This window comes from Anaerobacillus alkalidiazotrophicus (genome assembly GCF_001866055.1).
In genome coordinates this window covers 37508-64088 of record NZ_MLQS01000035.1, presented here as the reverse complement: position 1 = coordinate 64088, position 26581 = coordinate 37508, and the positions used below count along the sequence as shown (strand labels likewise).

Below are 26581 nucleotides of genomic sequence, written 5' to 3'. Positions count from 1 at the left end.
TCCTGATAAAAACGTTCTTTAAATTCTTTTGTGTAAGAAATATTTGTTTCACTTACTTTCTCGATCAAAGGATTGGACCGTAGTTGATTTTGTTGTTCTTCTGAAAATTTGTTTTTCCCCATTTTACAACCTCACCTGTTTGAATAATTAAACTATAACAAAAAAAAGACCCTGCAAAACAGAGTCAGTAAAAAAATTCAAGGACAAGCCTCTTTTTTTAAACTGTCTATTTTACAGGGTCCATTTTATCTGACAAGAGAGCCGTTATTTGTGAACAAAGGAGTATTATAAAAGGAGTAACGGACATCAGGTTCGTTATATACTTAATTTAGCACCAAATATAGTAGATTTTCATGAAATAACGTACCTCATGTCCGATAGCTCGAATTATTCAATCAAATCGGTAAATTAAGGTCTCCTGTGTCCGTTAGCATAATATTAGTGCAATAATAAAGAAAACAGGATAAAAACGCACATCTGTGCGTTTTTATCCTGTTTTCCCATTGTGTAACTAATGCTTCCGTTACTTTAAGTGTTATCTTTCACATTCTTAGTGATTATCCGAGTTGGAAATTTAAAAAGTTCCCAATAAGACCAAGTAACGGCGTTAAAATAAGAGTCAAAAATAAGCCAGTAAACATGTATTTTACATACTGATTTCTATTTACACCTTCTCTTAATTCCCAAAGACCTAATGTAATAAAATATAAGCCAATCATAACTGAAATAAAAGGAAGAATAATAACTACCCCCCCATATAAACACATCCCCTCAACTAACAATTGTTTTAATTCCTATTCAGTTAAAGCTCCCGTTTGTTTAAGTGTAATTTTTCACAATGTCATCGTTTTATTTTAGAATGATAAAGATCCCTATTACCAATTGTGTTATAAAAATAATCGAAACCCCAATAAGCAAAATAATAATGCTTTTATTCTGCTCCTTTTTTCCATCATTTGATAACTGCTCATCATTACTTGCTATATTATGCCTTCTCAATGTTTTCCTAAATCTCCATAGGGCAATACCAATCAAAAGTATGCCTATACTATTAGAAATTAGATATAGATATTTCATTATACAGAAGTTCACATCCCATAAAATTAGTATATATTTTTATTATTTTAGTAGCATTTTAGTTTATTCAAAATAAGACTTATATTGAATTTTCTTTATTGAACTATTCAATAGTTGAAAAGCGACAGCCCTTGTTCAGCTATCGCATTCGTTAAATATAAGATTACTCGTCATGTAAGTCTTTTGCCTTCTTATTTCTTTTATTCAACTCTTGCTTCCGTTTTGTTTAATAGGTTTTATCTATATTGAATGAAATGATAGAATACCTACTAATACCAAGAATAGTTGTATCACTGCACCTACAATACTACAAACCATTCCCGATGTAGCAAGACCGCTACCTGCCTCATTTGTGTTTTCGATTTCTTCTTTTGCTATTTTTGAAAAAATAATCCCTATAATACCAAGAAGCATTCCCATTGCAGGTATCAAAATAGATAAAATACCGAGCGTTAAAGATACAACAGCTTTGCTATTTGTTTTTAGCTTTTCAACCACAGATTTTCTTCCCCCTTTCACAAAAAAATTTAATAGAATCCGAATTAACATTACCATATTATGTAATCCTCTTATAGCAGTAAATGCTTCGTTACTTGAATAAGTAGATTTTAACACTATCTACTAAATGCGAATAGGTAATTTTTAACTCTAAATAAAAAAACTGGTTAAAAAAGGTAACCAGGTTCATCATTCCAAATTTTTGTTAAAGCTCTCCGTTACTTCAATATAACTATACTGAAACTTATTCTAATTCCTTGAAAAAGCCTTCGAATTCAAGAGTTTGCAGTTGTCGAAAGCTAAGGTTTTTGTATTCGATAATTAGATGACTAATGTTATTTTCATAGTTTGCATCGTGTAGTTCCACCCGAAAGACGAGCAGGAAGTTATCATCTACTTTATAGTTTTCAACTGATACGTAATCATTGATATATCCTTCTTTAATTACACTTTCCTCGTTAATCACTCCCGTCATACCCATTTTATCAATCATCTGTTCCACTTGCCCATGGGACACAATAATTTAGTAGGACAAAGACCTGCGTCCTTGTTTCCTCTTATTTACAAAATTTGGTGGAACAAGGTTCCTTTCCCTCTGTTCCCTCCTCTATTCCCTAAGAAAACATCGAGCAATGAATAGTCCACAGGTTATAATTAAGAAAACAGCTTTTAAAAAACTAGCAATATGAAAAAGGATGTGTATCATGCCGATTAATTCTTTTGAAAATTATCCGATGAGCTGGAAGCCGTCAATTGATAAAACCCAAAAGCCTATTTATCAAGCACTTGCAGGGCAATTGGAACAAGATATTTTAAACGGATTTTTATTACCTGGAACAAAACTCCCTCCACAGCGAGAACTGGCCGATTATCTAGATATAAATTTGAGTACCATTTCAAAAGCATTAAAAGTGTGTGAGTTAAAGGGCTTGTTAAGTGCAACTGTTGGAAGTGGTACATTTGTATCGTATGATGCTTTATCGAATGCGTATTTACTTGAAGATATAAAGCCAAGGCATTTAATTGAAATGGGAGCAACACTACCAGATAATGATTCTTTCGAGCCATTATTACTCCAACTAAAAAGTATGCTACAAGAAACTGATTTTGAAAAATGGTTCGGTTATGGTCGAGCAGGCGAAAGCCTTTGGCAAAAGGATGCAGCTATAAAGTTGATTCGTAGAGGTGGGCTTGAAACAACCGTTGAACATATTTTATTTGCAAATGGGGGTCAAAATGCGATTGCTGCTACACTAGCAAGTCTTTGTAAGCCTGGCGATCGCATTGGTGTTGACCAGCATACGTACCCTGGCTTAAAAACTGTTGCAGCGATGCTTAATGTACAAATCGTACCGATAAAGTCTGAGAATTATGAAATGAGTCCAACGTCTTTTGAATATGCGTGTAAAAATGAAAATATTAAAGGTATTTACTTGATTCCAGATTATCATAATCCGACTGCTTCTTTTATGTCGGTCGAGAATCGAAAAATGATTGCAGCAATTGCCAAAAAATATCATCAGTTCATTATTGAAGATGCGTCGTATCATCTCTTATGCGAAAAACCACTTCCAGCAGTCGCATCATTTGCACCAGAACAGGTCATCTACATTGCGAGTTTATCGAAATCATTAGCACCTGGTTTACGACTAGCCTATGTAGCAGTTCCGAGTCAATTTAAAGAATCAATTTCAAAGGCACTTTATAATTTAAATATATCCGTTTCCCCGTTACTAGCAGAACTGGCAGCACGTATGATTGTATCGAATCAATTTGAAGAGTTAATTGAGGGTCATAGGCAACAAGCTATTCGAAGAAACCAAACTGTCAATCGATATTTGGCAGACTATACGTGTTTAGGTGATGAAACAGGAATCTTCCGTTGGCTGCTATTACCAGGAAAGATGACAGGTGCTGAATTTGAAAGATTAGCTGCACAGCAAGGGGTACAAGTCTATGCGGCTGAACGTTTTGTAGTTGGAAATAGTTGTCCAGAGCGTGCTGTAAGGGTTTCTGTTTGTGCACCAGAAACGTTGGAAGAGCTTGAGCGGGGATTGATGATCATTAAACGATTATTAAACGATCTTACCTAATATTGTTCGCCATACAATTATAATATTGTATGGCTTTTTTGCGCGTGATATGATGATTCAAACTAGTTAGTAAATAAAATAGAATTAGCTTTCTAGAAAGGTAGGTTAGAATGTGTTACAAGATAACGAAAAAAATTTAGACGTCCATTCGGCTTGTTTACAACGCTACATTAGTTCTCCAGAAAAACAACAACAACTATATAAAAGAACATTAATGGTTGTTGTCATATCCCAAATTTTTGGAGGGGTAGGACTTGCAGCTTGAATAACGGTAGGGGCACTTCTAGCCCAAGAGATGTTAGGTACAGATAGTGTGACAGGAATTCCTACAGCGTTATTTACTTTAGGGTCAGCAGAGGCAGCACTACTTGTGGGACGATTTTCTCAAACGTTTGGGCGTCGTTTTGGACTTGCGTTAGGATTTTTCGCTGGAGGTATCGGTGCCATTGGAGTAGTTATTTCCGCATTAATGAATAGCATTCTATTTTTATTTACTTCACTTTTTATCTACGGGGCTGGAACAGCTACAAACCTACAAGCACGCTACGCAGGAACTGACTTGGCAAACTCAACACAAAGAGCAAAAGCTATTAGTATAGCCATGGTTTCAACGACATTCGGTGCTGTTGCAGGTCCAAACCTGGTGGATGTAATGGGTGAGATTGCGATATCCATAGGAATTCCTGCTTTAGCTGGTCCATTTATATTAGCTGCTACAGCGTACATACTTGCTGGTTCCGTTCTATTCATTTTCCTTCGGCCTGATCCCTTTATTGTGGCAATAGCAATATCAGATGCCGAAAGAACAACCAGTCATTTACTTTTTGGAGAAAATCCTAAATTGTTATCGATAAACAGGCGAGGCATTTTTGCAGGAGCATCAGTAATGGTTCTAACTCAATTTGTGATGATGGCAATAATGACGATGACACCCATACATATGGGACACCATGGACATGGTTTAAATGAAGTAGGACTTGTGATTGGATTTCATATAGGCGCTATGTTTTTGCCTTCTTTAGTCACTGGTTTTCTTGTTGATAAAGTTGGCCGTGCTACGATGGCCATTGTTTCTGCCATTACGCTACTTGCTTCTGGCATTCTAGCTGCTATGGAATCTGCTGTTTCGATGGCAGTACTCATTACAGCACTTGCTTTACTTGGACTTGGATGGAATTTTGGTTTAATTAGTGGCACAGCTATCCTAATAGATTCAACTCCAGCCTCTACTCGGGCTAAGACACAGGGTTCTGTAGATGTTTTGGTCGCTTTGTCAGGAGCATTAGGAGGAGGCTTATCTGGAATGATTGTCGCATATTCTAGTTATGCAACTCTTTCAATTGCTGGTGCTGTGCTTTCATTACTCCTTATTCCAATAGTTATTTGGGCCGCTAGTAAGTCTACTAAATTTCACTAATTATTTAGGGGGAAAGAAATTATGAATTACGCTTTTGCAGATAGGACTAGAAATTTCACATCATCAGCCGTTCGAGATATTCTAACCGTTATTCAAAAAGGAAATGTCATTTCCTTTGCAGGTGGACTTCCTTCAGAGGAATTCTTTCCTTTAGAACAAGTTCAGTTAGCATATGAGAAAGTCTTTGCATCTGGCACGGGTGCATTACAGTATGGAGGTACGGAAGGTTATTTGCCCCTGCGTGTTTTGCTCAAAGAAAGGATGAAGACGAAAGGGATTTACTCAGAACCAGAAACCATCCTGATGACGACAGGATCACAGCAGGCGATTGATCTTTTCAGTAAAGTTATGCTTTCACCTAGTGATATAGTGCTGACTGAAAATCCGACATATCTAGCCGCTTTGCAAGTATTTAAGGCCTATGAAGGACAGGTTTGCGCCGTTCAAGGGGATGATTATGGCATGGACCCACAAGATTTAGAAAATAAAATTAAGATGTTGAAGCCAAAATTCATCTATGTAGTTCCTACTTTTTCAAATCCTGAAGGAAAGGCTTGGAGTCAGGAACGTAGGATAGCTATTGTTGAATTAGCTAAAAAATATAATGTCCTAGTTTTTGAGGATGACCCGTATAGTGAAATCCAGTTCGAAGATAGGGAAACCTACCAATCTCTTGCTAGTTTAGATCAAGAACGAACTCATGTATTATATACCAGTACATTTTCTAAAACTGTTGTTCCGGCTCTTCGTAGTGGTTGGATCACGGGACCTAAAGAAGTGATCCGTATGATGGCACAAGCAAAACAAGCATCTGACCTTCATTCAAGTTCCATAGACCAACAAGCCCTCTATTTCTTAATGCGTGATTTTGATCTAAACAGGCACATCGCTCTTCTTAGCCGGGAATATTATCAGCGTATGAATGTCATGCGTAATTATTTAAATACCCTAGAAAGTTTTAGCTTTACAGAACCAAAAGGAGGAATGTTCATCTGGGTTAAAGCTGATAAACATTTAGATATGACAAGTTTGCTCCATGAAGCCGTCAATAATGGTGTGGCATATGTTCCTGGATCAGCTTTTTATGTTGATAATCCTCAAAAAAATACGTTCCGTTTGAATTTTACCCATTCCACTCCTGAAAATATAAAACTCGGAATGATGCGTCTTTCTGAAGTTCTACGTAGGGTAGAAAAAGTAATGTGAATTGAACCGTTACTACAATAACTGGTGTTTTCGTAAAATCTTAATTAGCAGAAAATATGCAAGTCTTTATAGTTCAGGCATGTTTTCTGCTAATTTACTTTCAAAAAGAATTCTGTCAAACGACATTAATACATGACGAACGATCTCCATGTTAAGTAGGTCGCCTCTCTCCAGTCTTCTTACGTTTTAAGACAAAAAAGATTAGCCACTGATTAGCTAACCTTTTATGCAAACGTCTTCATTTTATCTTCCATTTCCTTTTGTATCTTTTCAAGGTAACGGTAAAGTTTTAACTCTGCCTCTAATCGTATAGAAGGACGCCTAGAATTCCGTTTTGAATATAATACTACAAACTCCTCTAATTCTCCTTCATTTAAAAACATCTGTGCCATTTCAAATAATTGGTTTTTGCTTACTTTCACCGTTCACCCTCCTTTTTTTCCGTTAAAGGTTTTAAGAAAAATAAAGTGAAAATAATTCCAATTATTAAGCCAATATATAAAATATCTATTCGTGCTTCCTTCGTTTAGCAAAGGAAGAAGCAACAGGTCCGTCCCCATTCTTCCCCTAAATTATTTGCTTATACTTTCCAAGGAAATGGATCAGCAAATAAAGACCAATCTTGATCGTACTCCTCAGGAGTAATTAAACAACGATCTAATTCCCTCGTTATCTTGTCTTTATCCATATCAATTCCAATAAAGACAAGTTCTGTTTTTCGGTCGCCAAACTCTGGATCCCAAGTTTCTAATAAGTGTTGATTATCTTGTAATATACTTTGCTGTTCTGCTTTCGGTAATGAAGCTACCCAATATGAAACAGGATCTAATGATTTTGAGGGACCTGCTTGTGATAAAAGAATGGCTAAGTTGTTTCTTGATGCACACCAAACAATTCCTTTCGCTCTAACTATTTCATCAGGAAAATCATCAGACCAACGAAGAAAGCGCTCCGAATGAAATGGTAATGTCCGACGGTAAACAAACGAACTAATACCATATTCTTCTGTTTCTGGTGTATGTTCACCGTTCTCTAATTCTTTAAGCCAGCCTGCCGACATGCTAGCTTTATCAAAATCAAATAAATTCGTGTTTATAATCTCGTTAAGGTCTACGTTACTATACTCTGTTTTAATCAACTTTGCTTCAGGTTGTATCTTTTTAAGTACTCCTTCTAGCTGCTTTAGCGCTTCTTCACTTAACATGTCACATTTATTCAAAATTAGGATATTACAAAACTCGACTTGGTCAATTAATAGATTTACAACATCACGAGTATCATCTTCTCCTAGCGCTTGTTGTCTTTCGAGGAGCGTTTCACCACTTTCAAAATCATGCCAAAAACGGTTCGCATCTACCACCGTTACCATTGTATCCAGCTTACAATATTTCGTTAAATCAATACCCATTTCTTCGTCAATATATGAAAAGGTTTGAGCAACTGGAACTGGCTCTGATATTCCAGTAGATTCAATAACGATATAGTCAATATCCCCTTGTTTTGCTAGTTTTTCAACTTCTAAAAGGAGGTCTTCACGAAGCGTACAGCAAATGCACCCATTAGACATTTCTACGAGTTTCTCTTCCGTTCTCTTAAAACCTCCCTTTTCAATTAGATCTGCATCAACATTAATTTCGCTCATATCATTCACAATCACGGCTACTCGCAAGCCTTGACGATTTTTTAAAATATGATTTAATAATGTTGTTTTTCCAGATCCTAAATAGCCACTTAACACTGTTACAGGAATTTTTGTTGTCATTTTATACGCCTACTCTTTCTAAGATGATTATATTAAGCTTCGATCATGTACACCAGGGTGTTGAAATTCTTGTTCTGTTACTAAACATCGATCTAATTGCGCGACAATTTGTTCGCGGTTAATATCAATTCCGATAAAAACTAATCGCGACTTTTTGGGTAAACTTTCCCAGCAACTGCCTTCTTCTAACGTTAACGAAGGACCTGCTTGCGACAATAATAACGGTGTTGTAAGATCAGATAACGCCCAGACAATACCTTTTGTCCTTATCACTTCTGGTGGATATTGCAAAAACCACTTCTGAAAGCGCTCTGGATGAAAAGGAACAGTTCTTTCATAAACAAAAGAACCTATCCCATATTCACCAATAAGTTGAAAGCGGTTTTGCTTTTGATTTAATTCTTTCATCCACCCAGCTGAAAATTTTGTTTTTGTTAAATTAAACGGATTATTATTTAACAGTTCTTTGAGCTTTGTTATTTTTTCAAGTTCCACTATTTCTGCTGTTGGTTGTAATTTTTCTAATACCCATTTAAGCTCACGAAGGCTTTCTCTGCTTATGCCATTACTTTTGTTAACAACCAGACAATTACAAAATTCAATTTGACTAACGACTATATCAGCGACTGCTTCTTTGTCATAGCCATCAGCATCATGAACATAAAGTTCAGTATCTGATGTGAAATCTAGCCAAAAATTTTGTCCATCGATGATTGTAATCATGTTTTTTAGCTCAAACAACGATTGCCTTGAACTAGAAAGTTCATCTGCTATAACATGAGGATTAACAGTCGCACCTAATTCGACAAATACAACTTCAACTCGCTCTTTTTCAATTAACTCTTCTAGGCTAGTCTCTAATTGTTGAATGGTACTGGAATGCTTCAAGAATAAACATTCATGTAGAATTGATTTTCTTTTTCTGACATCGTGGATTTGCTCAACTACAGTAATGTTAGTTGGGGTATAGCTAATCACAGCTGCTTTTTTACGAGCAGAAGCAATGAACTGATTAATGATCGTGGTTTTCCCACTACCCAAATAACCACTAACAAGAACGACTGGAATACTCATGCTATTTCACCTCTAGTTACCTAAGTAAAAAATTACCTTTACCAACTTGATTTTTTAACGCCTGGAATTTGGCCTTTATGGGCTAACTCACGAAACTTAATACGAGACAATTTAAACTTTCTTAAAACACCTCTAGGTCGCCCTGTTGCTTCACACCTTCTAGCCAAACGTGTTGGAGAAGAGTCACGAGGTAGTTTTCGTAGCGCTTCATAATCGCCTTTTTCTTTTAATTCACGACGTAACTGTGCATATTTAGCAACAAGTTCTTGACGCTTTTTTTCTTTCGCAATTTTCGATTTTTTTGCCATTTCAGTTCCTCCTGATTACCGATAATCGTTATCATTACTCTTTTTAGTTGTAAAAGTAAAGTTTTAAGCAATACAATTTTCGAATTGTCTTTGCAGTTCAACTTTATCTAAGTTTTTTCCTATAAACACTAGTTGGGTAACTTTCTTTTCATCTGAACGCCATGTTCGATCGGCCTTTCCTGCGAATAACATATGGATCCCTTGGAAGACAATACGCTGCTTTGAATTATGCACATAAAGAATACCTTTATAACGTAGCAGATCTTCTCCTTTATGTTGAATTAAATAACTCATCCATTCATCAACTTTTCTCATATCTAGTGGACGCTCTTCTACAAAAGCAACTGAAGTTACTTTATTATGGTGATGATGGTGGTGATCATCTAAAAAACGTGGATTTACTTTAAGCTTTAAATTTAGGTCAAATGAATGGATTCCTAAGATATCTTTAAGGTTTACATTACAATTTTGGGCGTGAATTCTTCGGGCTGTTGGATTCATGCTTGTAATTCTTATTTCTATCTCAGTCAATTCAGTTTCAGTAACTAAGTCTGTCTTATTAATAATAATAATATCTGCAAAAGCAATTTGTTCTTGTGCTTCATCCTTTGTGTTAAAATGCTTCGTTACATGTTTACTATCTACGACTGTAACAATACTATCTACTTCAAATTTTTCAGCGATAGCTTGATCCATAAAAAAGGTTTGTGCTACAGGAGCTGGGTCTGCTAAGCCTGTCGTCTCAATAAGAACATGGTTAAAATTTACATTCCCCTTTTCCATTGAATAAATAAGTGTCTTTAAAATACGAATTAAATCGCCTCGTACCGTACAACAAATACAACCATTGTTCATTTCTACAATTTCTTCCTCGGAATTAACAACTAATTGATTATCAATTCCTACTTCACCAAATTCATTGACGATAATGGCGACTTTTTCGTTGTGCTTTTCAGTTAATATTCGATTTAGTAGTGTCGTTTTCCCAGCACCTAAATAACCTGTTAATATCGTTACTGGGATTTTCCTTTGTGTACTATCCAGCATTACTTATCCTCCAACAATCATTTTTCAAACCGTAACCATTTCGATTTACATAAGAAATTATTACCAATAGTGATACTGGTTATTCAGAAAATAAGTTATTTAACTTCTATATCTTTATAGATCCGACTATGAGTTGCGCCTCTTTGGTTTAAATATTTTCCTACATAGCCCTCTGCCTCTTCATTTACTTCAGCAATCACTAACTGGCAAATTCTCCTTCCAACAGTTAACTCAATCGGTAAACTATTGGCATTAAATAATTCTAAGGTAATTTGTCCTTTAAAACCTGGGTCGACCCACCCAGCATTTTGAATAAACAAACCTAAGCGACCGATTGAACTACGCCCTTCCACAAATGCAGTTAAACGGTTCGGAAGTTCAATTGTCTCAAGAGTTGTGGCTAGTAAAAAAGATCGTGGTGGAAGTACGATAGTTCCGTTTTGTGCAACAATTTCGCGGTACGTTGCCTGTTTATCTAAAGACAAGATGCCGTTACTGTGTTCGTCAATCGTTAAAAAGTGATCACCTAGTCGTAAGTCTACAGAAGCTGGTTGAAATTGTTGTGAAGATATTGGCTCAATCACTAGTTCTTTGTTTTTTACCTTTTCATCAATTGTTTTTCCTGTTAAAATCAAATCTTTCTCCTCATTTCTCACTGGAATTTTTAGTCTTTATTCAAATCAAGCACGCGATCCAAGGCCTGCCAACCCATTAAAGCACAATTATGTCGTGCTCTTAACTTATGAACTCCTTCTAATGCCAGGGCATCGCCTAAATCACAATCAAAAGGAACTTCTCCATGACGGATCATTCTTTCCATTCCTTCGCGTAGTTTTAATACCTCGTCAAGTTCAGTTCCCTTTAACAGTTCAGTCATGATTGAGGCTGAAGCCATACTAATACTACAGCCTTCTCCTACAAAGGAGATGTCTTCGATCCGTTGATCGGTTACCAATATAAATAAAGTCATAACGTCACCACAGGTGGGATTTTTATAATGAATGTGTTTTACCTCAGGCCCATCTAAGCGTTTATGGTTACGACGATTTTTCGCATGATCAACTACTAGCTGTCGATAGATTTGGTCTAACAAAACGTCTCCCTCCTTTGTATAAATCATAATTATTACGTTTTACTATGAATCATAACTCAATTATAAATGGATGTAAACAAAACCCAATTGTATTTTTTGTTTTTGGTAGTTGGCAATACTACCAAACCGTTTTCGAGGTCAATATCATTAACCTTTAAATTTAATACAGTATTTAGCCATTTCCCGTCTCTAGAAAATAATTTACTAATACCCAATTACGATATTCTACAAAACCACACTCTCTTTCATTACCTTTACTTTATCCATTTTAAATCGTCTCCTTTAAAATATATTAGCCTTAAAGGTATTTATTAATCGTATATTGTTGTCCATACGATTAGTATTTCACTTTGCCATGTTAAAGACAAAGAAAAAAGCCAATGCATATGAACAAAACATTGACTTAATAGGGTTTTTCAATTGTGGTATACCGGTTTAATGTTTGGATCATATTTTTTTAACCAATATCGTCATTGATGAACTTTTAAATCGTTTTCGTTACACCATCTACTCATGCTTTGACCATTTTTTCGAAAATCTGCCACTCGAGCCCTCCATTGTTCTCTAAGTTCTTCCATTTCTTCTTTTGACATAGCAAAACCTCCTCAACAAATTGTTATGAGAAAATTATCGCATAAACAAAATATGGTTAGAAGGTAGGGACAGTTTGACGCTTACCTTTACCTCACTATTTTCCCCAGTTTATCAATTTTTAATAATTAACTAACTATTTTTCAAGGTTCCAAGAATGTTTATTTGTTGTGAAAATAACTTATCTAGTTTCTTTATAATCGTTGGCTTAACTGTAAAAATAACACAGGTTGCCGGACCAGAAGTTTTATGGATATCTAGATTTGATTTAATTTCCTCCATTAAAAGTTGGTTTCGCTTTTTCAATTCATTAACTTCATAGGCAATCCCTTTTGAACCAACTGGAACAATTTCATGTACTTCTTTTATCTGTCGTAACCTTTGGATAGCAAGCAAATCAGCTATTTCAGGGTCATCTAACCTAACCTCATGACCTACCTTAGGTATACCTAAACAAAGTACAATATCACCAGCAAAACTTTGACAATGCAATTTTTGCGCTTGACCAATACCTGTAATCCCAATCCCCGTTTGTTGAACAGGTACATTTTCTTCAGTGCTTCCATTTAGGATTTCTTCAGATTTTAATCCGATTAAACTACTTTCTTCTATAATACCTGCAATAATTTCTCTCCCAGTGGGATTCATTTCTACAGCTAACGTATCAATAATTGCGATAGGCTTGGCCCCTACAGAAATTAGCTCCATAAGCACAACTCGACTAGTAAATCTTCCTAAAATACGCCCGTCAACTTTTACTACGTCTAATTCTTTAGGGCCAATAGCTCCTGAAGAATCGCAAGCTATGACTAGTTTTTTTTCACAGTCATCTAAAATGGTTAAATCTCGATATCTACTAATATTCAAATCTTAATTCTCCCTTTCAAGTATCGAACTAACGTGCCTGATACAATCAGATTTAATGCTGAGCCTATGACTAATGGAATAATCATTGCCACAAAAAAGGAAACACCAAATTGTGGAATAAGAATGAATGACGCCGGTAGTACAACCCCATTTAAAAGAACGCCAACCATGAGAGCTGGTATTAAAAATCCTTTTTTATAGATGATCCCAACTACAGCGCAGACAAAAGCCATTTCCAGACTAATAAATAGATGAATTGGGATTGATAAAGGAAACCCTACATTTAACGACGTTAATATATGCCCCATAAAACCCACAAGCGCCCCGCTAGTTGGACCTAAAAGAAGTGCTGCTAGAAACGCTGGCGCTGAATCAAAAGCTACTGTCCCAAATGGGCTTGGGATTTTAATAAAGCTCCCCACTACAGATATGGCGATAAAGATTCCTAATATAGATATCTTTCTTATTTCTAATCTGCTTGTTTTAACACCTTTCTCAACTTTTAACATAAAATTTTCCCCCTCAAATTTTTTACAAATAGAAAACTTGGCAAAACCAAACCTTTGGGAACCGGCTGATCCTTAGTTGCACTTATACTTAAGACTTTAAATTTTTAACATCGTCGATTAGCTACTTTGCTAAAAATTTATACATCTTAACGTATTAGAAAAACTTGGCTTATCGCCAGGTCTTAATGGCGAAAGCCTTAGCTTTTCTTATACTATCATCAATAAAATTTTATGCTTTCTGATAGTACAAAAAAAGTCTTCAATAAGCATAGCTATGCTTATTGAAGACTTTTCCTTCATCCTCAATTCGTACATAATTGGCAGGTCTCCTGGCTTTCGGTTCATCTTATTCCCTCGCCTTCCTGCTGACGGTATCGCAGTGGCATAATGAGGTTTCATCCCCGAGTACAGTGGTGGGTCCGCGTTGTTTCAGAGCATTATGCTTTTTCAACTTCCCTATTCTCCCAAAATTTGGGCACCAATTCATGTCTATTTGTTTAAATATATTCTAGTATTAACTAAGAAATATGTCAATTAAACTTCAGCCATCGAATCACGGATTTTATTACTTAATGTCGCTTTTAACGTTTTATCACCTATTTTTAGTGACTTTTACTAACTACTCTAAATTTTCAGTGTTACTGATTATCTTATATAGTAAAAATAATTCCAATTATTAAGCCAATATATAAAATAATCTATTCATATGTTTAACCCTAACTGTCCCTGTGCTTCCTTCGTTTAGCAAAACGAAAGAAGCAACAGGTCCGTCCCCACTCTTTTTCGCAAAAAATTGTTGGATTTCATCTAAGCATAATTCAAATTCTTCAGTAAATAGCACAATAAACTGACTTCTATTTTCTTTGACCATTACGTTTAAATTTCAACTCACTTCCAGAATACCTTTTCATATCTGGGTTGTCTAAATATCTTAACAATGATGCTTTAAGTTCAGGATACTCATCAATTTCTTTTGATAGATCTTCATTTAATTTAGAACGTAACTTCACATCTTCATTTTCTACTTCAATTGAAAATAGTTTCCCATTTATCACAAAACTTCCCGAATCTTTTCCTTGAAGAGCATTATATAATTCTTTTTTGGCGTGATCACTTAATGAATTCATTCAAATATCACCTCTGTATAAATTATATCAAACTCTAGTAAGTGATTTCCATTGAACCTTAAATTAATTTTTAGATTTTGATTTTGGATTCGTGCCTAGTCACCTCTCGAAGAATCTCGTTTCACGGGATTGTTTCACATTTTATCAATCCATTCAACCTTAATTTACGGCCCACTAGCTAATTTTTCTTAAATATAACTTATCATCGTTTCTCTAATCTGCTATTCTCCTCATCACTGTTCTAAATGAAAATGAAAAATAAAACTTACTCATCAAATACGGTACGTGAAATTTTATAGAGAAACTATTACTTATTATCAGAAATCACGAAAGGAAATGAAAGAAGCAGTGATGAACAAGGTTTCTTGTTCATCACTGCTTCAACGGTCACTTGAAATGCCCTTTGCATTTTACAGTATTTGATCGAACTAGGTTCCCCCTTTTGCTTGTTAGCTAACCCTCCGTTTTGTCTACGTAAATAAAATACTATTGACTTGAATATTGATGCTGAAAAACAACAGAAGGGTCCTGTATCTCTTTCATCATATCTACCCAATAAGTTCGCTTAATAATATCGGTAGTAACATAATATTGACTTGATACTTCATTCCATCGATTAGCAGTGTCATAGATTAGCTCTAACATTGAATGAGTTTCTAATGGAAAAGTTATTTTATCTATTCTATCCATGTTTGTATCTATGAAATTATCCTCTATATAAATTAAATGATTTACTATTAAATTAGACGAGGTTTTTGTTGCATTTTCTAATCCATGAGCATGGTTAGGATAAATTGCTCTACCCATCTTTTCAATCTCGTAACTAGAATGTTCAATGGCTTCAAAACCATTTTTTAATTGTTTCCATTGAGCATATGGTATTTGATTTTCAGTCATTAATGTCTTTAAGATGATTGAAGTGGTATGAATCTCATTTTGAATTGTGTGCATCAATTGCATTAAATGCGGGTTTAAATAGTCTCGTTGTTGACTAACTTCGCTATGTTTCTTATACCCATAGAAAGCAGAAAATAGTAAAAGAAAAACTACTAAATAATATTGTTTTTTTGACATTTGAACCATAGGTAATCCCCTCAAATCTTTCCTAAACATTATCTTTTTTTAAAAATTTACACTTTAATCAAACTGATTTGTACTTAAGGCGCATAGCCCCCCACCTCTAAGCGTAGCGTAGGTGGGAACTTCCATTCAGGTGGAGTTGAGAATCCATCTGAATTTCCGATGTTCTAGCAAAGCTAGAACGAGTTCTCTTTCGAAACAAGAACAGCTGACACTTGTCGAATCAAAGAATATTCTTATTCGCTCTTGGTACTAGATAAGATGGCATTTCCTCATGTAATCGCCAGATATAGCTTACTGGTTTACTACCGTAATGCCTTACATAATCCACCAATCCTAAAAATACAAATGAAGAGGTTAATCCATGTTCTTGCTTTATTCACTAATACTTGAGTGAACATGTACTACTTGATCGTTTTAAAAAAATGTACACAATTCAAAGCGACGGAACCATCCTCTTCCTTCTCTTTTTATCCTTTATAGTAGTCATTTAGATGGTGTACCACCAGCTTTTTTGGGTTGTTTAAATTTTGATGACTTTTCTATTAGTTCTTTATATTCTAGTATTAAATTAGTAAGATTCATCCTTGCCACACCACTTCCTAAATTTATTTTTTTATATAGATGTAATTGACCGAAAACCAAAGAAACGTGGTGCTCGAATTAAACAAGGTTACTTTCAAAGAAAAGGTAAAAGAAATGTTATTTAGTGCGTGCAAAAATTCAAATTATACAACGGTTGAAATGCTAAGAAAGGTATAATGAAAACGCTTGAAAAATTTCCAAGCGTTCAGAGTCATATTTGTTTTTCCGTTTCTTTTTCGCCAAATTTTGCAAAATAATCTATTAAGAAATGAAAAACAATGAGTGGTAAAATTGACCCTAAACCAATATAGAGGATGGAAAATATTATTCCTAAAACTGTTGTTCTTAATATTCCCGTTATCAAGCCCTGATAAGTGTGAGCGAGACCAAACAATAATGAGGCTAAGAGAATAATTAACCAAATTGAAAAATTAGGAAATAAGAACGCTAAAGCAAAGATTAGAAATCCTCTATATATAATTTCCTCAGTTACTCCCGCGGTAATTGAAACGTAATTCCACAATTTTTTCTCTTTCTTAGTTGTAGGAAGTATTTCTGAGAATTCTGCTTTACCCAATTCTTTTTCTTTTACCTGCAATAATTTATTTCTAATCTTAACGCTATAACGATAACCGATTAAATAGTAAAAGATACCGAATAAATATAGTAAAGCAATACCAAATGCAGAATAGGTAATAACTGGACCAAATACTTCGGTGTTAATAGTTGGCATTGTTAGTCCAATATTCGTATAAGTTAGGTCTGTAAATGCAACTAAGAGTAATATAAAAATGGTGGGAACCCATAGACCTATAATTGAATTGATATAATATTTGATCCTTGCTTTTTCATTTGTTTTAACATCTAATTTGAATTTTCGAAAATCAAAATAACCAACAATTGGTTCGTATAATAATGCAAAGATTATTACTAACCAAAATGCAAATTCCACTTCTTCACCCCATTTCTTTTACATTATTGATTTTACCATTATTTTGAATAACCTTCACTAAAAACAACAATCTTTTAGAAAACATCCAAAAACACCCCCATTTCTAATGTTTAGAAATGCTCACTACTAGTTGATTGGATTCGTGCCTGTCACCCCCCGAAGAATCTTGTTTCACGGGATTGTTTCACAATTGATCAATCCCTTCAACCTTAATTTACGGCCCACTAGCTAACTGTTTACGCTTAAAGATAGAAGCTAACCCTCTACTGATTGAAGTTCAGCTTTATATAGAAGCTATGTATTGAGTATGTACTCTATTTTTCTTAAATTTAACTTGTCAACCTTTCTCTAATCTGCTATTCTCCTCATCACTGTTCTAAATGAAAATTAAAAATAAAATTTACTCATCAAATACGGTACGTGAAATTTCTGCAGAAAATCTATTACTTTTTATCAGAAATCACAAAAGGAAATTTAAAAAAGCAGTGATGAACAAAGTTTCTTGTTCATCACTGCATCACATCCAACAACACCTTAAACACACTTGAAGGTTGTTTCAACAAATCCCCCAAAGCTACCTCTTTTAAATAGCCCTCTTTTACAAAAACAATCTTATTCTCATTCGGATACAACTTTATTTCAACATCTTTAATTTTATAAGTTTTCACTTTCGTTGCATTATCTAGTTGGTTTTCATCTAGTTCTACTTTGATCCGGTCGGATACTCTTCGTAGCATTCGCCAGAGTGACATTTCTTGTTTGGATTTCATAAATAGTTCTGGCAGTTCGTTTGCTTCTTTTAATACGCTTAATGTAGTGAGTGTATAAACGGCAATACCATAGTTCACGGGCTTGATGACTTGCTTAAGGTTTGTCCATGATTTGACGGAAAAATGGATTTGATCTTCATTCACTACTACATCACTAATTTTCCCATAACAAATCACACCGTTTTGTATTCCTACTTCTTTACTTACGTATAAAGCAACATAGCTTGCTGATTGCCACCCTTGTTTTATATGGTTAGTTGATAAAGAAAAGTTGCCTTCTTGAATACATTTTTTGTATTGGTCGATCGATGATACAACACCAATAAGAACTTTCTCTTCAAGAGATGAGAGCCAATCTTCTTTTGATCCTCGTGGTAAAATTCCTTCTTGTTGAATTTCTTCAGGGCTTTTCTCAATTAAATGCTCCACGAATTGTTCAACTAAATCAGTTGCTTGTGGCAAAAATGGTAAGCCACCGATATTGACTTGGTCAATACTTTTATAAAAATGATGTTCTTGATAGCTCTCTTCATCTCCCCAAGGAAATAACACGTACGCACCGAAGGCATTTCGTTCATAAGGACCTTGATTTTGGACAACGATCGAATCCCGGTATCTGTGCATCGTATTAATGTCCTCTTCTAATGGACCAGGGGTTTGATAACGATTTCCGTAGTATGAATTCGTGACCGCAAAATCAATTCGATATTTTGCATCAAAAACGTAATTAAAGGTGTAATCCCTGCCTTTTTTCTGAATGCTTAACATCGTATCTGGCTTTTGTTGAACAGTTGGAAGATTTCGTTCATTCTTTTGATACGTGAGGATAATTTTCTCATCGGTAATGGGATGTTTAAAGACTCTTTTCGCTGTTGCATTGGCGTCTAAGTTAACATATAACCCGTCACTATTGACTTTGATAACATCTTGGCTCACTTGTACATATTTTTTTGCTAATATTTGTCCAAGTTTTAAATACGTCCAATATTCATATAAGGTTGCTACATCTTTTACTGACATTTGATAGAGCTTACCTTGAAGCGCTAGTCCTTTCGAAACGGTTAAGTAAATTTGAAAAGCGTCGCGATAACCAGGTGCCATTTGTAATACTAGGCTCATGACAGAACGATCCAACTGGCCGATTTCTTTCCAGAAATGATTTTTCTTTTTTGCCGTTAACCGTTTTTTCATCAACTCTATTTTATCGATCAGATCAGGATCTACTTCTACATCGTGCCGCTTCGTAGTTAGCTTTTTATATAAAGCTTCTAACTTATGTAGTAACCTTTCCATCATCCATTTCACATATCGATTTTCAAATGTATCATAGGTTAGAGCCTTTCGCATTTTCAACCCTTCTACCGGCATTAGCTGCTGCTTAAACATTTCAATCCCTTTATCAACCTCTACAAAGAGCTGCCCTCTCTTACGCAAGTAATTTCTCGCTTTTGAATCAAGCCGTTGTAACTGATCCCCTCTTCTTTTTTCATGCATTTTTATTAGCTGATGATGCGGCTGGCGCTCAATTCGGTTTAAGGCATCGATAAACGCTTCGAAATGAAAACGAATTAAACGAAAAAATTCTGTTAAAGAAGGTGCTCCTTCTACTTTTATTTTTGCACCTAAATAAGTCTTTTTCAAAAAATGATAAGCAAGATTATATATTTCATCATTTACTTCAAGTAAAAGGTTTTGATAATCACGCTTATAGTCTATTTTTGAAGGAAAAACCTCAATCGTTACTTGTAAAATCATTTTGTGATTAGAATGAATTTCAAATGTTGATAAACCGATATCATTTTGAAAATGTAAGTTTCCCATTAGCAAATAGGATGAACCAATGTTCACTCGATCTATAGCCTTTCTAAGTGCTGGATGTTCATGATAAAACGACAGTTCATGATTTTCTTTAGGTGAAACGATGACTTGATAAACACTGTTTTCGAAAAAAATAGGACGGAGCTCTTGCTTAGTGTTGAGTACATTCTCGTCCACATCATATACGGCTACCTCTTCAATGTCTTTCCCGTTTACGTTAAACTGCATGTTATTATGAAAATCCATATTTTTATATTGTTGTAAACCTTCATATTTTTGATGATACGGTTTCCCTTTTATCACGAGTGAACATGCTTTTGTTTCGATCACGACAAGCTCTACATCTTCACGAGCTGAGCCAGAAGGATGTAAACCCATCATCTTCCAACCTCCTAACCATTTCTACAACTTTTGCTGCACTTTTAGGATATTTGGCAGAAATAAGATCATCAGCTGTAAAGCTATCACCATCAACGATCTCCTTATTCGTAAACCATCGATATAACTCCTTTAGTACTCTCTCTACACGAGTGTCACTTCCAGAAATTCTCGGTAAAATCTTTTGTAAAATACAATGATCAAGAGCGTCTTCCGTCGTCATGAGATTTCCTTCTTCGTTATAAGCTAAATAAAAACAAATTTCATCACGAACTCGGTATCCTACATGAGCCCCAATTAGTTGAAGAAAATCATTTATTTTGACTAGTTCCTCTGTCATTCCTTCAACAAGAGCTCTATTTTGGAAAAATACATCCTCTAAATGCAAATATTTCGTCATAAATGTATCGTTATGTACGATGACTGGTTCTTTATGGTCTTTTTCTAATAAAAATTGAAAATGATTAAGCTTAATACGATTAAATTCGATTGTATTAGCCCGGTCGAGAACTTTTTTACTAAATGGATGTGTTGTCTCGTCCATATTTACTGTACCAATCAAATAGAGGTTAGCCGGTAGATGTAAGTCTTTGTCGCTTAATTCTTCTTTTAACAGTCTAGATGTTACCAATTCACCGTTTTGCCATTTGCGACTTTCCATAACACTTAAAATATCACTAAAATAATGCTCTACTCGTGCTAAATTCATCTCATCCAATAAAACAAAATAAGGTCGTGTTGGGTGCTCGATGGCATTGATGATGACTTTCGTTAATGGACCTCTTTTAAACTCACCTTTAATATCGACATACCCTAACAGATCCGAGCCATCACTCCAGTCCGGACGAACGGGAATTAAGGAAAATTGTCCGTTTCTTTCTGTTGCTCCAACACTTTCAGCGAGCCACTGAACTATTTTGGTTTTTCCAGTCCCAGAAATTCCTGATAAAATAACAAACGGTTTCGTTTTTATTGAAAGAAATAAATTTGTTACTTCTTCTTTTTCGTAATAGAAGCCTTTACTAGAGATGTAGGAATGAATATGGTCGACTGTTTCAGAAAAAGGTAATACCATTTCTGTTGAATCATGAATGACGTTTGCCTCTGTTTCATCCGTTTCATAGACCGTACGATTATTCAGTTTTATAAATGCCTCATAATAAGAAACCATGTCTTGTAAATCTTGAACGAATTGATCTTCAGACGGCTTCGAGTCCACTTCATATTTAATATAAGCAGCTGTAGAAAACGCATAGTCTCTTGCCTTTTTTGATTGCCCTAAATAAATATGATCATCCTTATGTACATGTTCCTTCATCTCGATATTTTGACGAATGTCTTCTTTTATTCGTTCCATTTCTTCTCGAGATGTTTCAGTAATCCCTTGTGCAAACGTTAAGTAAAGTTGAGACATGTCCTCACTGAACAAATACACTAAATAATATCCTCTTTGTGTTGAGGTCGTAATTTTACGATTCATAATCGCAAGCCAAGGTATCGCTGCCCAATTCCCTTGACCGACAGAACCAGTAACAATAAATTCATCACTGATAAAAGGAAGCGACTTCATTTTATTGGTCACTTCATTTCGAACAAGCGAGCCCATCGGATTTCCACCAAATGGCTGCTTCTTCGCTTCTAAATATCCCTTCATAATTTGTAAAAAATATTCTTTCAGTTTACTGTTCACAATCACAGACTCCTTAACTGGTTAAATTTTATGCTTTAGAATCTAGTACTTCCGTCTCGCACACCCTATTGGAATTATATAACAAAAATATAGTGATTGGTAATGTTATCCTAAAGAATAATAGGTTAAATTACCGTCCAAGTTGTTAAAAATATAGATTATGTTGACGACATACTTCTTACCTTCCCACCATTCTCTCTTTTAAATACGGTACGTGAAACTTTTCTATTAAAATAAACCTCATTACTACTACGCTTACAAAACTGAACTTCTCAGTTTCATTCTGGGTTGGGAAGTGGGTCTTACTGCCTATTTAAAGATTGAAAATAAACTTCTTTCAAAAGAAAAAAGGGAATTTGTCACAAAATTATCAATCGATATTCCAAATACTACCTTTTTACGTCATATATGCGTTTCCATACTTTTGGATTATTTTACATAATATAAATATTAGTATTAGGAAAAAGGATTGAGACAAATGAAAGAATATTCATCGAAGAAACAATTTTCCATTGGAAATGTTTTGAGGTTAAGAAGAAAATCTACAACTTTAACACAAGAAGATTTAGCAGGTAAACTCGGTATTAGTCAACAACACTTAAGTAAAATTGAGACAGGTAAAATAAATCCGTCACTTGAGTTATTTCAGTCTATTGCACTCACACTTAATTTTAAACCTTCCGACATTTATAAAGAATTTGAGGAAAAAGCATCTCTTATATTACCGAACGATAATAAGGAGTAGTGATACTCCTTTCTTAAGCTATCATTAACCCCGATACCATAATGATTTCTTCTAACGATATTAAAAATAGTTATTCTTTCCACTAAAAAATCCTTTCATATTTTCTATAAAAATAACCCTTTTCAAAGGAGTGCCCTACATATGAATCAAACCATCCTTTCAAACTACGAAATCACAAGCCAAACGATGGCTCTACTCTCTGTAGCTCATCTAGACTACTGTACAATTGCCTTAGAACCAAGCCAAGAGTTCTACATTAACAAGCCACCACTTCAATTAATCAAACAAGCTTGTTTAGAAGGCGGCTCTACGTATGAAGGGAGAAAAAAAGCCGTTGTTCATCTGACTGGGGCAAAACATAAAGTGCCCATCCCTATCAATCAATTAGAACAAATTTACGCATTCCCAACACACTCACCTAATCAATTCGAATGCTCCTGGATCTTCCACCAACACATCCGCTCTATCACTCCATTGAAAACTCCGAAAGAACCACAGCAAACGATGATTACCTTCCATAATATGAAACAACTAAAACTACCCGTTTCCTATTATTCGATTGAAAAACAAATGCAGCGCACGGCCTCTTGTATCATTCGCTTTTCCCATAACTATTTCGAAAGACCACCTATACTTCCAAAACCAACTAGTACCATTCACTCTTATTAATAACCCCAGAAAGGAACGTTACAATGAAATCAGGCAATATAAAACAATACTCCCATTTAAGTCAATTCTCAACCGTCCAACAATTCAATGAAACCATTAACTATGTATTAGACAATTACGGCGATCAATTTACAAAAGGTGAATTACTTGCCTTTGAACAACTCACCCGCTTTAGTGTTAAAGAAATAGGCATATGTAACGCTAGAATCTGCAAACTAGTCGAAGCCGCCCAAGTTAAACAAGGCGGTATCTCCCGTTCTACTTTTGAACGAATGCTGAGAAAAGCAAAAAATCTCGGCATTCTCTCCATCTTCAATACAACTCGCGAAAAAGGTGGTTTTTCCCACAACGTCTACGTTTTTCACCGCTTTGATGGAGCCACGAACGAAAAATTGACAGAGCGTAAAACCCCGAAAAAACCTACGAAATCAACGGTTCAAAACCCAAAAACAAACTCTAAAACTATTTCTGTTGAAAACAAAATAAACAATAAAGATCTTCGTCCTCCTACACTAGAATCACTAGACCACACGTACGTACCAAGCTTCGTACCGACTAACTTCACAAAAGCTGTCAAACCATTTTTCAATCGAGCAAAAGAAATATGCGAACTCTGGGATCGAGCAGTGATTGCTTATCGTTCGCAAAAGTTTGACGAACCAATTGAACACTTTGCACCAACGATTATAAAAGCGTTTAAGGAGACGGTTTATCAGTGGAAACGGAAAAGGATTAAGACAGGGTTTAAGCAGTATTATTACGGGACAACGCTAGGGATGATGGTCGTGGAAAATAGACGGATGGTTGCTAGTCGAAGATGTGAGCGGCATTGGTTGTATGGGTGAATGGATGAGCGGTTAATGGAGGAAGTAAGTGGTGGAATCGCTCCAATCAACATTAGTTAGATCTAAGTGGAAGATGGAAAATCTGTTAATCCAATAGTATTCAGTTCCCAGTTCTATAACCCTGCTCATTTAAACTTTACATTTTATAAAATGGGATCATAAAATTAGCTTTCGGTCATTAACAAAATAGTATTATCCAACCAGCCTTTAGCTTAGAAATAATCACTGTAATTATCATTGTTGCTTCCCTAACTTTTATAAAAAGAGTATTGATCAAAACTTCTCTTATATACGATTTTAAGTGGTTAGAAAGGAACATACGTGTCTATGATGCATAGCTCAAAAAAGCTTTTTTATACTATGCATCATTTAGTGAACGAAATTAAAAGGTGAAAACTTCGCTGAACAACATTCCCTTTCGATTGAAATCATTGCAGATACAACAACATCTGGATTTAGATCATTTAGTTGCCGACCAGGTATTCAAAAGATTTCAAAAATGGCAGAAGGTGGAATGGTTAAATCTGTAATTATAAATTCGCCTGATAGAATTAGCCGTGATAGTAAGCAACTACTCTACTTTAATGAATTGTTAAGAGCGAATTCCACTGAACTAATTATTCTCGATGGAGGTATAAATAATGGTTATTAATAGGGATGAATTTGTTAAAGAAGGAGTTAGTGTTAGTACGGAATACAGTAATTTAATAAACCAACAGAATGTTGTAAATAATGTACAACCGGTAATCACTGCTACATCTCAATATTCACAAAAAGGATTTGGATTAAGAATGAGATGCGCAATTTATATTCGAGTTTCAACAGATAAAGAAGAACAAAAAGCTTCTCTAAAGTACCAGCAGGAACTGTTTTACAGATATGTTCAAGAACAAGGATGGGACATTTTTGATATCTATATTGATGTTGAAAGCGGAACAACTGCAAAAAGGAAAAATCTACAAAAGATGATTAAGGATGCTGAAGATAAAAAGTTTGATGTCATTTTAGCAAAAGAGCTTTCAAGGTTAGCAAGAAACGGAGAATTATCTTACAAGATAAAAAATCTTTGCGAAAATCAAAACATTCATATTATCACATTGGATAATGCCATTAATACCCTGGTTGGTCACACAAATATGTTTGGTTTATACGCTTGGATGTATGAACAAGAGTCGCAAAATACAAGTAACCGTGTGAAAGAGACCTTAAGAACTAGGGCTAAAAAAGGACTTTTCAAAGGTTCTAATCCTCCATACGGATATGAAGTTCAAGATGGAAAACTTCGTATAAAAGATGACAACACCCCTAAAATTGTTAAGAGGATCTTTGAAGAATATCTAGCTGGAAGTGGACGGGAGAGTATTGCAAAAGGATTATACAATGATGGAATTCCTACTCCTGCTGAAATAGCTGGTAAAAAGAATGCAGGAGATAAGTGGAATGACTCCACAATAAAGCTTATCCTTACTAATCCACATTACATAGGTGATTTAGTCCAGGGCCGTTCAACTACAGTAAGTGTTACAAGTAGAAAAAGGATAATGATTGACAAAGAACAACAAATTATAAAAAAGAACTCACATGATGCAATAATTCCGAGATACGTTTTTAATACTGTCCAAAAGCAAATGGAAATTCGGACTAAGTTCATTACAGCACCCAAAAAAAATCTTTTTACAAATGTATTATTCTGTGCCGATTGTGGTAAAGGGATGTGGTACAGAGGCAATCGAAAAGGTTATATATGCGGGAATTATGCACGATATGGAAAAAAGGCATGCAGTGGTCATCTTATAAAAGAGGATTCTCTTATCGATACAGTTCTTACTGATATCCAAGAGTTAGTAAAGCAAATCGATAAAGAGCAATACCTTAAAAAATTAGAAGCTCAATCGAAGAAAGCAAAACATAGCCTTCAAAAACAACTAGAAAAAATAGATAAACAACTAGACATTATAAATGGGCGAAAAAGAAAATATATCAATATGTTGGCCGAAGATATTATTACTCAAGAGGAATACCGTGAAAATGTAGAAGCTAATAAAATTGAAATTAACGAGCTAGAGGTGTGGAAAAACAATTTACTTACAACAATAGAAAGTGACCAAACTTCGACTAACATCGAACAATTAAAACAAGAATTACTTAAATTTCTTAACTTTGATGAATTAATACCTGAGATATTGCATCGATTTATCAATAAAATTGAAGTTCAGGCAGACGGGACAGCTAGGTTCCACTATCGCTTCTCCGATCCAGAAGTTGATGTAACAAAAGCAGGCAACTCTTATTCTGCATAACTAGTTTAACTTTGAGGTTTGAGATAATAGATCAAAAGTTAAAATACACAAATTTCAAAGCCTAAAGCAAAATATTATTT

26 protein-coding genes, 2 pseudogenes and 1 riboswitch are annotated in these 26581 nt (G+C 35.0%); of the genes and pseudogenes, 9 read left to right on the top strand and 19 right to left on the bottom strand.

Features of this window, described 5'->3' with window-relative positions:
• Positions 1-557: 557 nt before the first annotated feature.
• The 4 genes from BKP45_RS21285 to BKP45_RS21270 all read right to left on the bottom strand — a co-directional run bounded on the left by BKP45_RS21285 (position 558) and on the right by BKP45_RS21270 (position 2068).
• Positions 558-782 carry a hypothetical protein gene (locus BKP45_RS21285; RefSeq protein WP_245747602.1) on the bottom strand — a complete coding sequence of 75 codons (225 nt, stop codon included), beginning with the start codon at positions 780-782 and terminating at the stop codon, positions 558-560.
• A gap of 67 nt (positions 783-849) precedes the next feature.
• Entirely contained in the window at positions 850-999 is a 150-nt protein-coding gene (locus BKP45_RS22770; RefSeq protein WP_169824150.1) for a hypothetical protein, read from the bottom strand.
• 318 nt (positions 1000-1317) lie between these two features.
• On the bottom strand, positions 1318-1575 hold the full coding sequence (locus BKP45_RS21275) for a DUF4190 domain-containing protein (RefSeq protein WP_245747601.1): 258 nt from the start codon (positions 1573-1575) through the stop codon (positions 1318-1320).
• A 244-nt stretch (positions 1576-1819) separates the two neighbouring features.
• Positions 1820-2068 (bottom strand): hypothetical protein, encoded by a 249-nt coding sequence (locus tag BKP45_RS21270; protein ID WP_071391157.1) that lies wholly within the window; start codon positions 2066-2068, stop codon positions 1820-1822.
• Between the two features lie 211 nt (positions 2069-2279).
• Here BKP45_RS21270 and BKP45_RS21265 point away from each other — a divergent pair, with 211 nt between their 5' ends.
• From BKP45_RS21265 to BKP45_RS21255, 4 genes are all read left to right on the top strand, one after another.
• Complete coding sequence (locus tag BKP45_RS21265) at positions 2280-3668, top strand: aminotransferase-like domain-containing protein (RefSeq protein ID WP_071391156.1); 1389 nt, start codon at positions 2280-2282, stop codon at positions 3666-3668.
• A 112-nt stretch (positions 3669-3780) separates the two neighbouring features.
• Positions 3781-3933 carry a hypothetical protein gene (locus BKP45_RS23630; RefSeq protein WP_407639611.1) on the top strand — a complete coding sequence of 51 codons (153 nt, stop codon included), beginning with the start codon at positions 3781-3783 and terminating at the stop codon, positions 3931-3933.
• A gap of 48 nt (positions 3934-3981) precedes the next feature.
• The gene (locus BKP45_RS21260; protein WP_407639610.1) at positions 3982-5085 is read left to right on the top strand and encodes an MFS transporter; all 1104 of its coding nucleotides are present in this window, start codon (positions 3982-3984) and stop codon (positions 5083-5085) included.
• A gap of 21 nt (positions 5086-5106) precedes the next feature.
• Positions 5107-6291 (top strand): aminotransferase-like domain-containing protein, encoded by a 1185-nt coding sequence (locus BKP45_RS21255; protein WP_071391155.1) that lies wholly within the window; start codon positions 5107-5109, stop codon positions 6289-6291.
• Positions 6292-6515: 224 nt separating this feature from the next.
• On the opposite strand, the gene BKP45_RS21250 is transcribed toward BKP45_RS21255, so the two are convergent.
• The 15 genes and pseudogenes from BKP45_RS21250 to BKP45_RS21180 form a co-directional block, all read right to left on the bottom strand.
• A complete protein-coding gene (locus BKP45_RS21250; RefSeq protein ID WP_071391154.1) occupies positions 6516-6713 on the bottom strand; it encodes a hypothetical protein in 198 nt (65 codons plus the stop codon).
• 158 nt (positions 6714-6871) lie between these two features.
• On the bottom strand, positions 6872-8053 hold the full coding sequence (locus BKP45_RS21245; protein ID WP_071391153.1) for a GTP-binding protein: 1182 nt from the start codon (positions 8051-8053) through the stop codon (positions 6872-6874).
• Positions 8054-8080: 27 nt separating this feature from the next.
• Entirely contained in the window at positions 8081-9127 is a 1047-nt protein-coding gene (locus BKP45_RS21240) for a CobW family GTP-binding protein (protein ID WP_071391152.1), read from the bottom strand.
• Between the two features lie 38 nt (positions 9128-9165).
• Positions 9166-9435, bottom strand: coding sequence for a 30S ribosomal protein S14 (gene rpsN / locus BKP45_RS21235; RefSeq protein WP_071391151.1), 270 nt, complete (start codon positions 9433-9435; stop codon positions 9166-9168).
• Positions 9436-9498: 63 nt separating this feature from the next.
• Positions 9499-10482 carry a CobW family GTP-binding protein gene (locus BKP45_RS21230; RefSeq protein ID WP_071391150.1) on the bottom strand — a complete coding sequence of 328 codons (984 nt, stop codon included), beginning with the start codon at positions 10480-10482 and terminating at the stop codon, positions 9499-9501.
• Between the two features lie 95 nt (positions 10483-10577).
• Positions 10578-11117 carry a dCTP deaminase gene (gene dcd / locus BKP45_RS21225; protein WP_071391149.1) on the bottom strand — a complete coding sequence of 180 codons (540 nt, stop codon included), beginning with the start codon at positions 11115-11117 and terminating at the stop codon, positions 10578-10580.
• Between the two features lie 29 nt (positions 11118-11146).
• On the bottom strand, positions 11147-11575 hold the full coding sequence (gene sufU / locus BKP45_RS21220) for a Fe-S cluster assembly sulfur transfer protein SufU (protein ID WP_245747600.1): 429 nt from the start codon (positions 11573-11575) through the stop codon (positions 11147-11149).
• 470 nt (positions 11576-12045) lie between these two features.
• On the bottom strand, positions 12046-12168 hold the full coding sequence (gene tnpA, locus BKP45_RS23440; RefSeq protein ID WP_281243192.1) for an IS66 family insertion sequence element accessory protein TnpA: 123 nt from the start codon (positions 12166-12168) through the stop codon (positions 12046-12048).
• A 130-nt stretch (positions 12169-12298) separates the two neighbouring features.
• The gene (locus BKP45_RS21215; RefSeq protein WP_071391147.1) at positions 12299-13033 is read right to left on the bottom strand and encodes a hypothetical protein; all 735 of its coding nucleotides are present in this window, start codon (positions 13031-13033) and stop codon (positions 12299-12301) included.
• A complete protein-coding gene (locus BKP45_RS21210; protein ID WP_071391146.1) occupies positions 13030-13542 on the bottom strand; it encodes an ECF transporter S component in 513 nt (170 codons plus the stop codon). The genes BKP45_RS21215 and BKP45_RS21210 overlap by 4 nt, the downstream gene beginning before the upstream one ends.
• A gap of 302 nt (positions 13543-13844) precedes the next feature.
• A riboswitch (cobalamin riboswitch) is annotated at positions 13845-14040 on the bottom strand.
• A 356-nt stretch (positions 14041-14396) separates the two neighbouring features.
• Positions 14397-14669: a hypothetical protein gene (locus tag BKP45_RS21200; protein ID WP_071391144.1), complete on the bottom strand. Its 273-nt coding sequence runs from the start codon at positions 14667-14669 to the stop codon at positions 14397-14399.
• Positions 14670-15155: 486 nt separating this feature from the next.
• On the bottom strand, positions 15156-15752 hold the full coding sequence (locus BKP45_RS21195; protein WP_071391143.1) for a hypothetical protein: 597 nt from the start codon (positions 15750-15752) through the stop codon (positions 15156-15158).
• A 793-nt stretch (positions 15753-16545) separates the two neighbouring features.
• Complete coding sequence (locus tag BKP45_RS21190) at positions 16546-17286, bottom strand: CPBP family intramembrane glutamic endopeptidase (RefSeq protein WP_071391142.1); 741 nt, start codon at positions 17284-17286, stop codon at positions 16546-16548.
• Positions 17287-17795: 509 nt separating this feature from the next.
• Complete coding sequence (locus tag BKP45_RS21185) at positions 17796-20252, bottom strand: restriction endonuclease-like protein (protein WP_071391162.1); 2457 nt, start codon at positions 20250-20252, stop codon at positions 17796-17798.
• Positions 20221-21942 (bottom strand): annotated as a pseudogene (locus BKP45_RS21180) (MrcB family domain-containing protein); the annotation flags it as partial. The gene BKP45_RS21185 and the pseudogene BKP45_RS21180, both read right to left, overlap by 32 nt.
• Before the next feature lie 478 nt (positions 21943-22420).
• Between BKP45_RS21180 and BKP45_RS21175 the strand changes: the two are divergent.
• The 5 genes and pseudogenes from BKP45_RS21175 (at position 22421) to BKP45_RS21160 (ending at position 26501) form a co-directional block, all read left to right on the top strand.
• A complete protein-coding gene (locus BKP45_RS21175) occupies positions 22421-22687 on the top strand; it encodes a helix-turn-helix domain-containing protein (RefSeq protein WP_071391141.1) in 267 nt (88 codons plus the stop codon).
• Positions 22688-22828: 141 nt separating this feature from the next.
• Complete coding sequence (locus BKP45_RS21170; protein WP_071391140.1) at positions 22829-23356, top strand: competence protein ComK; 528 nt, start codon at positions 22829-22831, stop codon at positions 23354-23356.
• A 23-nt stretch (positions 23357-23379) separates the two neighbouring features.
• On the top strand, positions 23380-24201 hold the full coding sequence (locus BKP45_RS21165) for a hypothetical protein (protein ID WP_071391139.1): 822 nt from the start codon (positions 23380-23382) through the stop codon (positions 24199-24201).
• A gap of 403 nt (positions 24202-24604) precedes the next feature.
• A pseudogene (locus BKP45_RS23625) lies at positions 24605-24853 on the top strand (recombinase family protein); the annotation flags it as partial.
• Positions 24843-26501 (top strand): recombinase family protein, encoded by a 1659-nt coding sequence (locus BKP45_RS21160; protein WP_245747598.1) that lies wholly within the window; start codon positions 24843-24845, stop codon positions 26499-26501. The pseudogene BKP45_RS23625 and the gene BKP45_RS21160, both read left to right, overlap by 11 nt.
• Positions 26502-26581: the final 80 nt, after the last annotated feature.